Below are 16,297 nucleotides of genomic sequence, written 5' to 3'. Positions count from 1 at the left end.
ACCAGTATCCATAAAAATAAAGACAGGAACGGTATGCCATTAGAACAAGCGCACAGTTTGTCTGAGCAGATTGCCAAGCACATTAGCGAACAGATTATTCGCGGTGAACTGGTCGAAGGCGAACGTATACAGGAACTCAGGATTGCCTCGGAGCTTGATGTCAGTCGGGGGTCGGTTCGTGAAGCCCTGCTTTTGCTGGAACGCACCCAGCTGATTGAAATTTTCCCGCGTCGTGGGGCGATTGTCTCGGAAATGTCGGCCTTGCAGGTACGTGCCTTATTTGACATGACCTCATTATTGCTCGGGCAAATGGTGCATCGCATGGCGGAAACCTGGCGGGTGCATGAAGCTGAGCGCATTCAGCTATTATTAGAGCAATTGGAAGCAGAAACCCGCCAAGGACACACTGAAAAGTTTTATGATCTGATCTTTCAGGGCATGGCCCAACAGCATGAGATGGTCGGGAATCCTTATCTGATGCGCTACTATCAGGAACTGCTGCCTTCTTTACGTCGGAGCTATTTTTTGACCCTGAATATTTCCAGACGCGAGTTACAGGAATCTTTCGACTTATTTAAACTGGTCACTGAAGCAATTTTGATACGAAAAACCCATCAGGCCACTTTATTTATGGAAGATTTTTGTCGACACTTGCGCAACCTTGTGTTGGAATCTCTGACACGGATGAAACAAATTGAACTCGCGTGGGCCAGACGCTCACGACGTTAAATCAGGACATTATGCGTTTAAGCAGTTTAAAACTTTCAGGCTTTAAATCTTTTGCCGACAGTACCACTTTACATTTTAAAGATAATCGTACTGCGGTCGTGGGACCGAATGGTTGTGGTAAATCCAACGTCATTGATGCCATACGCTGGGTCATGGGCGAGTCCAGTGCGCGCCAGTTGCGTGGTGGCAGCATGCAGGATGTCATCTTTACCGGAACTGCCAAGCGTAAACCGGTGGGTATGGCCAGTGTAGAACTGCGCTTTGACAATACCTATGGCAAGCTGGGCGGTGCTTATAATGCCTATAATGAACTGGCAGTACGCCGTCAGGTCAACCGCGATGGCAAGTCCGAATATTTCCTGAATGGCAGCAAATGCCGTCGTCGTGATATTACCGATATTTTCTTGGGTACCGGTCTTGGTCCGCGTTCCTATGCGATTATCGAGCAGGGCATGATTAACCGTCTGGTCGATGCCAAGCCCGATGAAATGCGGGTCTATATTGAAGAAGCAGCTGGAGTGTCGCGCTATCAGGCGCGTCGCCGTGAAACCATGCTGCATCTGGATCACACCACACAAAACCTGTCGCGTCTGGAAGATATCGCCTCCGAACTGAAATCTCAGCTAAAAACCCTGAAACGGCAGTCGGAAAGTGCAATTCAATATAAAGAACTGGAAGGACAGATCCGAACGATCAAGATCGAAATCCTGTCTTTTCAATGTGAGCAAAGCCAGCGTTTACAGGAAGAATATACCCTTGAGATGAATACGCTCGAGGAAAACTTTAAGCTGGTACGTTCCGAACTGACCACCGTTGAACATGATTTGGGCAGCACCAGTGAACTGTTCCAGCGCCTGATTCAGCAATCCACTCCTTTGCAAAGCGAATGGCAACAGGCCGAGAAAAAACTGGCTGAACTGGAAATGACCCTGCAACAAAAGCAGTCTTTGCTGGAGCAAAATTCCACCAGTCTGGTCAAGCTGGAACAGCAAAAAGTCCAGACCAAAGAGCGTTTGCAGTTGATTGAACTGCAACTCGATACGTTACAGCAGCAATTTGAAGATCAGCAGGCGCAATTGCAGCAACAAGATGGCCAGAATCAGACGCAAAGCCAGAATCTGACTGAGCTCAAGTCACAGCATAGCACTGTGGCAGCGCAATTTACCCAGATCAAAACCCAGGTCGAACAGCAGCAACAGCGTAAATTACAGATGCTGGCTCAAAGCGAGCAACTGGCAAAGAATATTGAACGGATTGAACAGCAGAAACAGACGCTACAACAGCAAAGTGCACAGATTCAGCAACAGGCGCAGCAAGATGAGCTGGAGCAGTATCAGGCAGATAAAGTCCAGGCTGAACAGCAAATCGCTGACTATGAAATTCAATTAACAGATTTAAAAAATCAATTCGAGCAGATGCAGGCAGAGCAGGCGACCCATCAGCAGCGCTTGATGCAGCTCAAATCTGAAATTCAGGTACTTCATTCGGAAAAGAAAAACCTGAGTCAATTGCTGACCAAAGCCAATCCAAATGCCAAGAGTGATACGGTCCAGTTGATGCAGGTGCTGAAACTCAATCTGCAGGCGAAAGCACATGCCAGCCTGATCGAAAAGTTTTTGGCCAAGTGGCTGTCTGCCCAGATTCTGGCCGAGGGCGAGCACTTCCTTGAAGATTGTGCACGTCAGCTAAAGCAACAGGCTGTGCAGGATAAAATTCAGATTGCCAATACGATGTGTCTGGCCAACTGGATTGAATCTCCGCATTATTCACTGTGGCAACAAGTCGCGGTCGTAGATACATTAGCACAAGCATTACCGCTTCAAACTGAGCTATTACAAGGCCAGTCAATCCTAAGTCTGGATGGCTATCATGTTGGGGCAGACTGGGTCATTGCGCTGGAGTATGATGAAGCCAGTCAGGCCGGACAAGGCGCATTGAGTCATCGAATCCGTCTGGATGAAATTGAGCAGCAGCTTGCGGAACTTGAACCTAAGTTTATGCAGCTGGAGCAGCAGTTACCTGAATTCGCCGATCAGGTTAAAGCTTTGCAAAATCAGATTCAGAGTATCAGCGAGCAGCAGAAACAAGCTCAAAAGCAGCTGCAGCAACTCGATGTCAATATTGCTAAAGTACAAAGTAGTGCGCAGGCTTTTGCATTGCAAAAGCAGCAATTACAGCATCAGCTGCAACAACTTGATGAGCAGCTTGAAGAAGATGCCATGCAGAAAGATGATCTGGAAATTGACCTGCATGCCTTGAATATCAAGCTGGAACAGGCGTTACCAAATTATAAAACCCTGCAATTCCAGCTGGAAGAATTGAGCGCTCAGTTAGATGACTCGCAGCAGCTTAGCCAGCAAGCGCAGCAGGAACTGGAATTGCTGCGCCGTCAATGTGTGCAAAGCCAACAGCAGATCGAATTACTGGAAAAAGATCAGGTATTCCTAAAAGAACAGTCTCAACAAATTACTGCACAAATCGAGCAGGCCAAGAAATTTGTTGATCCGGTACAGCTGGAATTGCCTGCTTTACAGAGCCAGTTTAATGAACAGGCGCAGATCACTGAAAAGCTGCAAAAAACCTGGGTCGACTGGCAGGTTGAATTAAATCAGGTGCAGAGCAAACAGCAGCAGCTGACCGAACAGCGTCACAGCTTCCAGCAGCAGGATGAAAAACTTCGCAGTACACTGGAAGAAAAACGTCTGGCCTGGCAGGCAGCCAAATCTGATTTGCAGCATTATTCTGAACAACTGAAAGAGTTGAATAGTGAAGTAATTTCCGGGCTGGATATTGATGTTAAAGCACATCAAGCCAAACTGGAAAAAGCTCAGGCTCAGTTCGATAAACTTGGTGCAGTCAATCTGGCGGCTTCTGAAGAATATGAAGAAGTGTTAAAACGTTATGAGGAACTGAGTCACCAGATGCAGGATCTGGAAAATACGGTTGAACAGCTACAGGCTGCGATGAAAAGTATTGACCAGGAAACCCGTAAACTGTTTATGCACACGTTTGATCAGGTCAATGCTGAACTGCAAAACCTGTTCCCGAAAGTGTTTGAAGGTGGTGAGGCGAGTTTAAGCCTTGAAGATGGCTGGCAGTCGGGTGTAAAACTCATGGCCCGACCACCGGGTAAACGAAACAGCTCATTGGCCTTACTCTCTGGTGGAGAAAAGGCCTTAACTGCATTAGCATTGGTATTCGCGATTTTTCGCTTAAACCCGGCACCATTTTGCGTACTGGATGAAGTCGATGCACCGCTGGATGATGCCAATGTGGGACGCTTTTGTAATTTAGTCAAAGAGCTTTCTGAACACGTGCAATTTATTTATATTACCCATAACAAACTTGCAATGATGATGGCGACTGATCTTTTAGGTGTAACCATGCCTGAACCGGGAACATCAAAATTAGTGACAGTTAATTTGGAACAGGCAAAAGAATACGGCCTAGCTGCGGAGGTATAATATGGAAATCACCACCATTATCGGGATTGTTATCGCAATTGTGATTATGCTGTTTGGTATAAGAATGCTGTTCAAAAAACCTGTAGAGGCTGTGCCTTCACTGGATGCCAACCTGCATATCGACCCGGATAGCCAGACACCGATCATTCCAAGGCATGTACGTTCTCAATTGGCACAACAGGATGTCGAATCTGATCGTATCGAGCCAAGCTTGGGTATAGATGAACCGGCTCCTGAAAAGCCTTCCGCCTTTCGCAAGGCTGAATCAACTCCGGTTGAGCCGGCAGCGGTCGAAACTCTTGCAGTTGTCCCGTCAACAGAAGCTGAAGGAGTGGCAAATTCGGTAGCAACAGCAGCAGATGTTCAACAGGTAGAAGCCGAACAGAAGAATAGCCAGACTGAAACCAAGGAAGAAATGCCTGAATTCAGCCTGAACAGCAACATCGAAAAAGCAGAAATTTCTGAATTTAATGATGAAAGCAGTATTCTGGATGCACATCTGCATGAGCAAAAAATAGTGGATGAAGAAAGTGCTTTGTCCAATGCTGAAACCATTATTTCTTTGCATATCTATCCGCAAGGCCGTGTACTTTCAGGTGATAAGACTTTGAAAGTTCTACTGAAATATGGCCTGCGTTATGGCGAACTGGCCTGTTTCCACCGTTATAGTGAAGATGGTTCAAAACTGCTGTTCTCGGTACTGCAAATGACTGACACCGGCATGGAAGGCTTTGATCTGGAAACACTTTCAACTCAGGAAGTGAAAGGTCTGGCATTCTTCCTGGCTTTACCGCATAGCGATGTACAAAATGCGTTTGATACCATGGACAGTATTTCACGTCTGATTGCCCGTGAAGTGGATGGTCTGGTCTATGATCAGAACCAGCAGGAATTTACCCCACAATTACGTGAATTCTGGCGCCATCAGGCAATTGATTATCGTGCTGGACAAGGCACGGAAGTTTAAGGCTGCTTTGTTCAATCTCCAAGTTGAATCTGTAGACTGCAATTTTTATAATAGCCAAAAGCTGAATATTCTACAGGGCGGATTTTCCGCCCTTTTTTATGGTGAAATTATGACCCAAGATGCCACTGTCATTGCGCAAATGCGTCAACTGATTCAACTGCTTGCCAAGCATAACCATGCTTATTATGTGATGGATCAACCGAGCATTGAAGACAGTGAATATGATCAGCTCTTTCATCAGCTCAAAGCCCTAGAACAACAATATCCTGACCTGATCCAGTCCGATAGCCCAACCGATAAAGTGGGTGGGCAGGCGCTTTCAAAATTTGTGACCGTAACACACGCCGTGCCGATGCTGTCATTGGGCAATGTCTTTCATCAGGAAGATCTGCTGGCTTTTGCCCGCCGTATTGAAGAACGTTTGCCAAATCAAAAAATTGAATATGATGTTGAACTGAAATTTGATGGTCTGGCCATCTCACTCTGGTATGAGCATGGCGTATTGACGCGTGGGGTGACGCGCGGCGATGGGGAAACCGGTGAAGACATCACCCAGAATGTCAGAACCATTCGCAACCTGCCGAAACTTTTATCTTCGGTGAATGGCATCATTCCCGATTTGCTGGAAGTACGCGGCGAAGTGTTGATGCCAAAATCCGGTTTTGAAAAACTGAATGCAGCCAATGCCGCCAAAGGTGAAAAGACCTTTGCTAATCCGCGTAATGCTGCGGCAGGAAGTTTGCGTCAGCTGGACCCGAATATTGCTGCCTCGCGGCCATTGGCTTTTTATGCTTATGGGATTGCTCAGTGCGTGCCGCATCATGGACAAACCACTATGTCCGCCAGTCTGGAATGGTTACATCAGTTCGGTTTTGCGGTTGGCGAGCGTCACTTTATCTGTGACAGTATTCAGGACGTGCAAAAGGTCTACGAACAGATCATTGATGAGCGTGCCAGTCTCAGTGTCGAAATCGATGGCATGGTAATCAAGGTCAATGACCTGAAACAGCAACAACAGCTTGGTTTCCTGAGCCGTGAACCGCGTTGGGCCACCGCCTATAAATTTCCGGCAGTTGCAGCACTGACTACGGTAGAAAATATTAACTGGCAAGTGGGTCGTACTGGAACATTGACGCCGGTTGCGCGTTTGAATCCGGTCGCTGTTGGTGGAGTAACAGTCTCCAATGTGACGCTGCATAATATTGGGGAAATTCACCGTCTGGATGTGCGTATTGGCGATACGGTCAGTGTTTATCGTAGTGGCGATGTAATTCCTAAGGTGGAAAAAGTCTGGCCGGAATTCCGCCCAGTCGATGCAGTAGAAGTGCATTTACCTGAACAATGTCCAGTATGTGATTCACCAGTAGTGATGCCGGAAGGTGAAGCATTGGCCCGCTGCTCTGGCGAACTCTATTGTGCTGCGCAGCGAATCGAAACCATTCGTCATTTTGTGTCGCGTAAGGCCATGGATATAGAAGGGCTGGGTGATCGCTGGGTAGAGTCACTGCTACATTTAAATCTTCTGAAAGATGTATCAGATATTTACCATCTGCATGAACATCGTGAGACTTTGCTGGGTATTGAAAAGATGGGGGCCAAATCGGTTCAGAATCTTTTAGATGCTATCGAAAACAGCAAGAAAACTACACTGGCTGCTTTTATCTATGCTCTCGGTATTCGTGGGGTGGGTGAAACCACGGCGCGGATGCTGGCCAATACTTTCCAGACGCTGGAGGCATTACGCAATGCTGATATTGAAGCATTAAAGAAAACACCGGATGTCGGTGATATTACTGCGGAATGGATTCTGGATTTCTTTCAGGCACCGCATAATCTGGAAGTTTTGGATCGTTTGCTGGCTGCCGGTATTCACTGGGATGCACCGATTGCACCAACGCGTCAGCCATTGAATGGCGAAAGCTGGGTGGTCACCGGAACTTTAAGCAGTATGGGGCGGGATGACGCAACCCAGTTATTGCAAGCCTTAGGTGCGCGAGTCAGTGGCAGTGTATCCAGCAAAACCAAATGTGTGGTTGCGGGTGAAAAAGCTGGCTCAAAACTGGATAAGGCAGAAAAACTGGGTATTCCAGTGATCAATGAACAACAGTTTATTGGCTTGATGCAAGATTATGGTCAGCTTGAGGCCTAAATCTCTGCACATTTCATGAAAGAATAAGAATTAAAAAAGCCACCTTCGGGTTAATGCCAGTCAGTTAAGAAATTGACTGGCATTTTCTTGGATATTTTTGTGCTTTAATTTTCACTACTCGCGGACATTGCCTTTGCCTTTTTTCAGGTAATACAAATATTTTAGATTGTTCAAATAATTGCGCTAAATGTTTGGGTAGGTTTCCTGCTGATTCTAAAGGTGTGTGCCTTAAGATATTGATAATACTCATAGATGCAATATGGAAACTGATCCTTAAAGGACTCACCTTTGCATGTTCAGCGATAAACCTCATCTGTCTTCTTAAGATATTATATGCAATAAATACCCCCCACAATTCTTGATAGACCAAATCAGGTTGTTTGCTTCTTAAAATCCTTGCATCCTGTAAATCACTTTTAATTTCCCGATAACACATTTCTATTTCCCAACGCTGGATATAAAGCATTGCAAGGTCTTTGAATGGATAAACTTTAGAATCTGTTAATGATGTAATGTAACGTCTTATTTTTCCTGCATATTCAACTTCAATTAAACGTGCTTCCCAATAGTCACCCAATGACGGATTTATCTTTTTTGCTCTTGCTGAAACAGGCATTTTGATCTGAAAGTCATGGGCCGCATTATGATGAATCACTTCATAACGCAGGTTGTCCTTTGCTCGCATCAACCAATGACTCTCTTCTGCCTGAGATTGCCAGCTCACTAAAAAATCAGCAGAGAAGTAAGCACGATCAAATAGGGTAATACTGCGAACTGGTGCTTTTAATTGACTGGCTAAGGTTAATTCACCTTGATCCATACTGCCCATTTGGGCATCAATCATTTCATGGGTATTGGTATTCACCAGGCAAGTCGCTCTAACTTGTGGGTAAGGTGCAGCTGCTGTTTTGCCTTTGGATGAACCAAAGTGCTTAAAGTTTTCTTCTGTATGAGGCATAGACCAAACCACACCATCTACAGCACAAACGCATAGACCGTGAAAGTTGCTATATTGTTGTTGTGAGTCTTTAAACCATGCCTGACTTAATGTCGAAAATAAAGCACTCATGGGTTCTAAGCCTAAGCGTTGTCTTGCTTGTACGGATGCACTCGGTACATAGTATTCTGCCGTACCGAAAACAAGTTGCAATTGTTGAACCACATACCAAATCGGTTGATTTCGAGATAGAGCAAGTCCGATTACCAGCCAAACAACATGTTCAGCAGGCAGTTTTCTTTTTCGAATTGATGCTTTACCTGTTTGGTCTAAGCAATCTTCAATCCAGTTTAAATCAATCAATTCACTGAATTGTGAAAGTGAAGGTAGGGTTTGTTTTAATGTTAAATCTAGATTCTGAGATAAATTCATAAAAAAAGAGCGTATTTACATACGCTCTTTTTACAGCATTTTAACTTTTTTTGCTTAACTGACTGGCATTACACCTTCGGGTGGCTTTTTCGCATAAAAAGATTAAGGAATATATTTTTTTACGACGCCATCATCGAGCAATTGCTGGAAATGTTCAACCAGACTTTCTTTCACCGGACGATACTCAATGCCGAGCTCATTTTTACTTTTCTGGGCATTAAAGAAAATTGGATAACCCATATTTAGCTCTACAAATTTGCGGCTAAAACCTGCTACAGGTCCGAACATTTTGAAAGCTGCCTTCGGCAATTGATTGCGCGGGAACGGAAACTTATTGCCAAAATATGCCCGTAGAATTTGGCCCATTTCCAGCAGGCTCAAGCTTTCACTACAAATGATATAACGGCCATGCGCTTCTGGATTAAACGCCGCACGGATATGCGCTTCAGCAACATCCTGAACATCGACGACGCCATTCCACATCGGCGGGACACCAAGCAAAGTCATGCCGTTGGCAAACTGTTGCAGGACTTCTACACTACCGGATTGGGTATTTGGCGTTAAGGATTGACCAAAAACCAGTGCCGGATTGATACAGACCAGATCCCAGCGATCCTGTGCTTCAGCCATTTCCCAGGCTTTGCGCTCTGCCATGACTTTGGAATAAGGATAAGGCTGATGTGTGGCCGAACTGGTGGTATTCCAGTGTGATTCATCAAAACTGTTATTTTTAGTTTGTAGAATATCAATGGCATCGCCATAGGTGGATGCGATACTCGATGTGACGATCACGCGTTTCACTGCTTCAGTCTGATTGACACTATTCAGTACATTTTCAGTGCCTAACACCGCAGGTTCGATAATATCTTTGACTGCATCTTTATAGTTGGTGACCACAAAAGGTGAGGCCATATGAAAGACAATTTCACAACCTTGCATCGCCTGATCAAAAGAACCCGGGCTTAATAAATTGGCCTGAAATAACTTGAGAGTTCCCGGAGTGCTGTCGGCAATTTTTTCTAAATGGGCAAAGCTTTTACTTTTATTCAGGTCACGCACCGTGGCATGTACGGTATAGCCTTGCGTGAGTAATTTCTGGATGACCCAGCTGGCAATATAACCCGATGCACCGGTAACCAGAACAGGCGCTGTTGTTTGTGGATGTGTCATATCGGAACCGTTGTTGTTTTAAATTTGTGTGAATGATAAGCGAAATTTAAGCATGAAGTACGCCAATGCAGTGATGTTTATACAAAAAGAATGAATCTGTCTGGTCAAAATTAAGATTTACAAATTTTAACGCATGTGTTTATTCGCCAGTTTTAGGTTATTGCCAAGCGTAATGAAAGTGCAAAGTGTTGTTTTATAAATGGGATTTCATTAAGAACAAAGTGTAAATGCAAGTACTTCTCATTTTAATTATATAAAAATCAAATATTTAACCATGGTTAAGCTTTGCAAATTCAATTGCTTTTCGCCATAATAGCAAAATACAGGTAGGGAGTTATTCAAATGCGCGGAAATCCAGAAGTCGTAGATTATTTAAATATGTTGATCGGTGGCGAACTGGCTGCTCGTGACCAATACTTGATTCACTCTCGTATGTATGAAGATTGGGGATTGACCAAAATCTTTGAACGTATCGATCACGAAATGCAAGAAGAGTCCCAGCATGCGGATGCGATTATCCGTCGTGTTCTGTTCCTTGAAGGAACGCCAAACATGCAGCGCGATGACGTTGAGATTGGCGAGGATGTGGTGAGCTGCCTGAAAGCCGATCTAAAACTTGAATATCATGTGCGGGAAAAACTGGCGCAGGGCATCAAACTGTGCGAAGAGAAAGGTGACTATATCAGCCGTGATATGTTACGCCAGCAAATGTCGGATACCGAAGAAGACCATACTTACTGGTTAGAAAAACAATTGCGCTTAATCGAACTGATTGGTCTGCAAAATTATATTCAGTCACAGATGTAAAACCGGATGAATAAAAAACCCAGCACATGCTGGGTTTTTTATATCTTGAAAATACTTAGTTGTTATTACTCATAATGCCAATTTTTTTGACCTCCAGCCTTTGAGCTGCCGCCATGACCATAGCGATATGTTTATATTCAGTGGCACGATCCGCCTTGATTTTAATCTGATCCTGATCCGCTTTTTGCGCTACTGTCTTGAATAAGTTTTCCAGAGCTTGGGTATTTGCTACCGGCTGTTCATTCCAGAAAATCTTACCTTGTGCATCCAGACGTAATTCCACCAGCTCAGGCGGTTTTTCATCGGTTACAGGAGGCGTTCCATTCGGTAGATCGATATTAATCGAGTTATTCGGCAAAGGAATTGTGATAATAAACATAATCAGCAAGACCAGCATGACATCAATCAGTGGCGTCATGTTGACATCTAACATCACATCATCATCTTGATTTGAACCAACATTCATACCCATAAACTTAATCCCTCTTTGTGCTTAAGGTGTAGCGGGCGGAGTGGTGACAAAAGCAATTTTGCCGATACCGGCCTGTTGGGTGGTACTAATCACCTGATCAATTGCCTCATAAGGTGTTAACTGATCACCACGAATATGCACTTCAGGCTGCGGACGTTTCTGGGCTTCTGCCTGTAAACGACTCAGTAAAACTGTTTTATCTGCGATATAGATTTCGTTCCAGAAAATATCGCCAGTTTTATTGACAGCCAGCTGAACATTTTCCGGTTTGGTTTCATACGGTACATTTCTTTCTTCGGGTAGATCGACTGGTACGGTATGAATGGCAACCGGTACAGTAATCAGGAAGATAATGAGCAGAACCAGCATAATATCAACCAAAGGGGTGGTATTAATGGTTCCAATTACCTCATCATCGCTGTCGTTTGAATTGACCATCATTCCCATGGCTGATGCCTCACTCTTACTTCACGTCACGATTAACAGGATTATTGGTTGTAATTTCACCGCTGAGTAATACTGCGTGTAAATCAGAACCAAAAGTACGGACTTCTTCCATGACCGCTTTATTACGGCGAGTCAACCAGTTGTAGCCAAGTACTGCAGGTACTGCTACGGCCAGACCGATAGCTGTCATAATCAGTGCTTCACCCACTGGACCTGCTACTTTATCAATCGAAGCCTGACCTGAAACACCAATGGCAGTCAGTGCATGGTAAATCCCCCAAACCGTACCGAAAAGTCCAACGAAAGGTGCGGTAGAACCGACTGTGGCAAGGAAGGCTAGACCGCCACTCAGATGGTTCTGGATTTTGTCGATCGCACGGGAAATCGAAATGGTGACCCAGGTATTGAAATCAATACGTTCAAGTAAATTGCCACCATGATTTTTGGTTGATTTAATCCCTTTTTCTGCAATAAAACGGTAAACGCTGGCTTCATTAAGGTTTTGGGCTGCGTTATCCAGAGAAGACGATTCCCAGAACTGGTGTTCAGCTTCCTTGGCTTGCTTGCGAATCTTGCCTTGTTGCAGGCATTTGCTGATCATGATGTACCAGGTACCAATCGACATAATCAATAGAATGAACAAGGTAACTTTCGAAACAATATCACCTTCTTTCCACATGGCTTCTAGGCTATAAGGATTATATCCAGCCTTTTCATCCTTAGCTTCAGCTGGTAATGGCGGTGGGGTCCGTGTAGCCGCTGTTGCAGGTGTTGTTACCGCTGTTTCAGTAACAGCACTGGTATTTGGTGTAGCGGACTGTTCTGCAAAAACTGCTTGTAGAGGTAATAAAGTGCTCATGGCAATTACACCGGCAGCAGTCATGTTTTTTAAAGGTTTTAGTGATTTTTTCATCATAGATCTCCTGATTTTTTTCTTTATCTGTTGTATCTGTTAGTCAAGGACAAATTCATAGGGAATGTCATACCAAGATTCTTGCGGCTCGCCATTTTTCATTGCTGGCTTGAAAGTACATAAACTAAAGGCCTTGGATGCTGCACGATCCAGCGCACGACTACCGCTCGACTTTTTCACTTTGGCATCCTGGACCTTGCCGGTGGTATTTACATATACAGAGATCAAGACTTCACCTTGTTCTTCATTCATTAGTGCATCACGTGGATAGTCTGGGCGTTTACAACCTGCTTCACCTTGTGAAACACCACGAGTGACACCAGCGGGTGGAGGGGCTGGTGCTGGAGCGGCTGCGACTACTGGAGCCGGTGCTGCTATCGGACTTGGTGAAGGATTCGCTGCAACGGGAGTAGGCACTGCAACAGTTGTCGGTTGGGTTGGCGTTGGAAGTGTTTTCTGTACAGGAACTACTTTTTCAACCGGTTTCACCTCAGGCACTTGTGCCACTTTTTCCACGATTTTTGGTGGTTCAGGGGGTGTTTCTTTTGGTGGCTCAGGTTCAGGCGGTTTGATATCCTGAATGATCATCAGTTCTACCGGCTGTTCCGTTGGTTTAATAATGTCTTTTGCCATACCAGCCATGAGTACCAGGCCCACCAGGATATGCAAAAAAACAACGACCCCAATACCAGTCAGTTTTTTGGCGGAGTTTTTTTCTAAGTCTTCAAACTTTGTGCCCATCATGACTCCTAGAATTTAAGACAAACAGGAAATAGTGCACTGATGAGAATTTTTTTTGATTACAGGCAGCATTATTTTTTGTTTGGCTAAAATTAAACGGGGAAAACCGCAAACACCGCTTGGCAGCAGTGTTTGCGAAGTAATTAATTAAAAGAATTTATAGGTACCACGTAAGAAGTAAGCGCGGCCTGTTGGATCGCTATAACGTGGGTCATAACCGTATTGGAAGTTATCCATTACGTCAGAGGCAGGTGGTTCTGCATCGAACATATTTTTAATACCGGCAGTTAGCTCCAGATTTTTAAATCCTTTGTAAGTGCCAGAAATGTTGTATACGGTGTAGTCAGCAACATCGCGTTCTTCTGAATAGTCTTCATAACCACGAACGAACTGTTGTTCAAACACCATTCTCCAGTTTTCATAAGACCAGTTCACGTTTGCAGTATGTTTCCAGCGAACCACTGCTGGGTCATCATAAACACCGACATAACCTTCCCACTCACCGCCTGGTTCATCCTGGTAATCCATTTGAATCACATAAGTACCGTCAATACCGAAACCGAAGCGGCCAGTTGACGTCATTGGAGAAAGATAGTTCAAACTCAAATCAATACCTTGGGTTTTCAAGCCACCGGAGTTAATCAAGTTAGTTGAGATATGGTCAATACGCCCTTCTGCATTACGAACAAAGTATTGAGCATACTTTTCTGGATCACCAAAAATTGATGATTCACCAATCGTTCCAATTAGGTTTTCAATTTCGATATTGTAGTAATCGGCAGTGAAAACTAAGTTTTTGATCGGTTCAAAGACAAAACCAGCCATGTAAGATGTTGACTCTTCTGGACCTAGTTCAGAATTGCCGCCTTGTGTACGGATAAACTGGGTATTACATTCAGTTTGGTATCTGGTTTCAGTTGGTGTACCACCCGGGCAAAGAATCGGGTCGTTATATCTTGCACCAGTCCAGGTTCTGACCGAAGGAGCATTGACGTCATATAAGCTTGGTGCACGGAAACCGGTACTGTAAGAAGTACGGAACATGAGTTCTTTAACTGGTTCCCAGCGTAAGGCCACTTTAGGATTAAAGGTGTCACCAAAATCGCTATAGTCATCATAACGAGCAGCCAACTGTAATTCCAGGTTGGTCAATAAAGGTACTTGGAATTCAGTGAATACTGCGCTAATGTCACGATCGCCTGAGCTTTTTGGTTTATTTGGATCAATACCAGAACCTGGAACTTGAGCAACAATTTCAGAATTTACAGTTGCTTCCCAGTCTTGTTTGGAGAAACTACCGCCGAAAGCAAAACCAACATCACCTGCAGTAAGTGTGTAGATTGGACGACTCACGGTAAAGTCAATTGTAGTTGAATCTAAAGATGCCTGATTGGTATCGCCTTTGACATCAAAAGTGTTCCAAAGACCTTGATCCTCTGGCGCTTGTGGTCCAAATGGGTTCAAAGTTCCATTATCAAGTGCAGCCTGAACTCGACTACGGTTTAAATACCCACTTACGAAACTATCGGTTGCCTCACTTTTTGTGTAAGTGATACCCCCGTTCATGTCCCAACCGTATGCTTCACCTTCGATCCCAGCAAAGATACGGTTCGATTCGTTAATTGACTTAGAAACACGGTTGCCGCCTTGTGAACGTAGATACAGTTGCAGGGTGTTAGTCGTCAAACCATCAAATGCTGGGGTAATGCCTTTACCTGGATAATATTTACTAGCATAAGGCAAGGTCACACTACGGCTATAAACATCAGGCGCGATTGAAGTGGTTACTTCATCACGTGCATAGATATATTCACCAATTGCATTAAAGTTGTCTGATAGTTTGAAGGTTGCACGACCTAATGCAGAAAGATTTTCTTGTTCAGGCACAATACCAATAACAGTTTGGGTATTTAGATAACAGAAGCCATCTTCAGGTACAGTATCTTTGGTATTTAAACAGTCATCGCCATAAGGGTTGCCTAATATCCCTTCAGGATTACCATCTTCATCCAATGGACCACCATTAGGATCGTAGAAGTTTGCAGGGAAAGCATTTGCTGAACTGCCATCAATTCCTAATTCAGGAAGTACCCCACCACGGCGGCTGACTTTACGGTCTTTTGCCCAAATCGCATCTTGTTTTCGGTAATCGATCACACCGTAGACATTAAAACCCTGTTCATCTAGATCGCCATATCCCCCAAAAATCGAAACGTCAATTTTTTCGCCGCCTTTTTCTTCAGGAATTTGACCACCTAAAGTAATGCCCACGCCTTCATATTGCTTTTTCGTAATAAAGTTGATTACACCACCCACTGCATCTGCACCATAGACTGCAGATGCGCCGTCACGTAAGACTTCAATGCGCTCTACCAATGCGAGAGGGATGTTGTTTAAGTTGGTTGAATCGGTACCAAATGCACTGCTTGCAACACGGCGACCATTAATTAAAACTAAAGTTTTATCCGAACCAAGACCACGTAAATTTGCTGTTGAACCACTGGTATTACTGGCACCGACATTTTGTGCTGTGACATAACTTGCTTGGTTGGCACTGACTTTCATCAATGCTTCTTCTACAGTGGTTACCCCCTGATTCACCAGATCTTCACCTTTAATAATCGTGATTGGTGAGGCGCTTTGTGCGGCTACACCTTTAATAGATGATCCAGTAACTCGCACTTTCTCTACCTTGGTAGGTTGTGCAGCGGAGTTTTCTGGTTCATCTGCTGCATGTGCCAGCGAAAGACACATCATGCTTAAGCTTAACGCGCTTAATTTGATGAGTTTTTTTCCAACGGTTGGAGCCCCCATAGATCCGACCAATTTGTTTTTTTTCATCGTAATTTTCACCCTTTTGTTATGTGAAGTAGTGCTGGGAGGACTTAAGCAAAGCGAATGCCAACTTATAAATTATTAATTTTAAAAAATATTAAGTGATTGAAAAAATTATATTTAATTTAGTTTTTTGGGAGGTTTACTAAGTTTTGATGAAGAAAAATTAAGAGAGTGGGGTTTAAAATCTGAAGAAAGTCTCTATAGGAAACCATGAGAAAGTAAAAAATAAAT

Annotated in this window: 12 protein-coding genes; 5 read left to right on the top strand and 7 right to left on the bottom strand. The window is 44.2% G+C overall.

Annotation, left to right across the window (positions count from 1 at the left end; all coding sequences use genetic code 11):
- Nucleotides 1-33 precede the first annotated feature (33 nt).
- The 4 genes from H0S56_RS11240 (at nt 34) to ligA (ending at nt 7,309) form a co-directional block, all read left to right on the top strand.
- Nucleotides 34-729 (top strand): GntR family transcriptional regulator, encoded by a 696-nt coding sequence (locus H0S56_RS11240; protein WP_195725089.1) that lies wholly within the window; start codon nt 34-36, stop codon nt 727-729.
- An 11-nt stretch (nt 730-740) separates the two neighbouring features.
- On the top strand, nt 741-4,193 hold the full coding sequence (gene smc, locus H0S56_RS11235; protein WP_195726086.1) for a chromosome segregation protein SMC: 3,453 nt from the start codon (nt 741-743) through the stop codon (nt 4,191-4,193).
- A 1-nt stretch (nt 4,194) separates the two neighbouring features.
- Complete coding sequence (locus H0S56_RS11230) at nt 4,195-5,160, top strand: cell division protein ZipA C-terminal FtsZ-binding domain-containing protein (protein ID WP_195725088.1); 966 nt, start codon at nt 4,195-4,197, stop codon at nt 5,158-5,160.
- A 109-nt stretch (nt 5,161-5,269) separates the two neighbouring features.
- Nucleotides 5,270-7,309: an NAD-dependent DNA ligase LigA gene (gene ligA / locus H0S56_RS11225; protein ID WP_195725087.1), complete on the top strand. Its 2,040-nt coding sequence runs from the start codon at nt 5,270-5,272 to the stop codon at nt 7,307-7,309.
- 64 nt (nt 7,310-7,373) lie between these two features.
- Here ligA and H0S56_RS11220 read toward each other — a convergent pair whose 3' ends face one another.
- Together H0S56_RS11220 and H0S56_RS11215 are read right to left on the bottom strand one after the other, a co-directional pair.
- Nucleotides 7,374-8,678, bottom strand: a complete 1,305-nt coding sequence (locus H0S56_RS11220; RefSeq protein WP_195725086.1) for an IS4 family transposase — start codon at nt 8,676-8,678, stop codon at nt 7,374-7,376.
- Between the two features lie 102 nt (nt 8,679-8,780).
- Nucleotides 8,781-9,848: an SDR family oxidoreductase gene (locus H0S56_RS11215; protein WP_195725085.1), complete on the bottom strand. Its 1,068-nt coding sequence runs from the start codon at nt 9,846-9,848 to the stop codon at nt 8,781-8,783.
- Between the two features lie 342 nt (nt 9,849-10,190).
- Here H0S56_RS11215 and ftn point away from each other — a divergent pair, with 342 nt between their 5' ends.
- Nucleotides 10,191-10,655 (top strand): heteropolymeric bacterioferritin subunit Ftn, encoded by a 465-nt coding sequence (gene ftn / locus H0S56_RS11210; protein WP_004279207.1) that lies wholly within the window; start codon nt 10,191-10,193, stop codon nt 10,653-10,655.
- Nucleotides 10,656-10,710: 55 nt separating this feature from the next.
- On the opposite strand, the gene H0S56_RS11205 is transcribed toward ftn, so the two are convergent.
- The 5 genes from H0S56_RS11205 to H0S56_RS11185 all read right to left on the bottom strand — a co-directional run bounded on the left by H0S56_RS11205 (nt 10,711) and on the right by H0S56_RS11185 (nt 16,069).
- Nucleotides 10,711-11,127 carry an ExbD/TolR family protein gene (locus tag H0S56_RS11205; protein ID WP_004279208.1) on the bottom strand — a complete coding sequence of 139 codons (417 nt, stop codon included), beginning with the start codon at nt 11,125-11,127 and terminating at the stop codon, nt 10,711-10,713.
- A 21-nt stretch (nt 11,128-11,148) separates the two neighbouring features.
- On the bottom strand, nt 11,149-11,574 hold the full coding sequence (locus H0S56_RS11200; protein ID WP_004279209.1) for an ExbD/TolR family protein: 426 nt from the start codon (nt 11,572-11,574) through the stop codon (nt 11,149-11,151).
- A 16-nt stretch (nt 11,575-11,590) separates the two neighbouring features.
- Nucleotides 11,591-12,490, bottom strand: coding sequence for a MotA/TolQ/ExbB proton channel family protein (locus tag H0S56_RS11195; protein ID WP_195725084.1), 900 nt, complete (start codon nt 12,488-12,490; stop codon nt 11,591-11,593).
- Between the two features lie 36 nt (nt 12,491-12,526).
- Nucleotides 12,527-13,228: an energy transducer TonB gene (locus H0S56_RS11190; RefSeq protein ID WP_005107731.1), complete on the bottom strand. Its 702-nt coding sequence runs from the start codon at nt 13,226-13,228 to the stop codon at nt 12,527-12,529.
- A 147-nt stretch (nt 13,229-13,375) separates the two neighbouring features.
- Entirely contained in the window at nt 13,376-16,069 is a 2,694-nt protein-coding gene (locus H0S56_RS11185) for a TonB-dependent receptor (protein ID WP_195725083.1), read from the bottom strand.
- Nucleotides 16,070-16,297: the final 228 nt, after the last annotated feature.

Source organism: Acinetobacter lwoffii, from assembly GCF_015602705.1.
Lineage (GTDB): Bacteria > Pseudomonadota > Gammaproteobacteria > Pseudomonadales > Moraxellaceae > Acinetobacter > Acinetobacter lwoffii_E.
The sequence above is the reverse complement of the archived record's forward strand: the minus strand, read 5'-3'. Positions and strand labels throughout refer to the sequence as shown.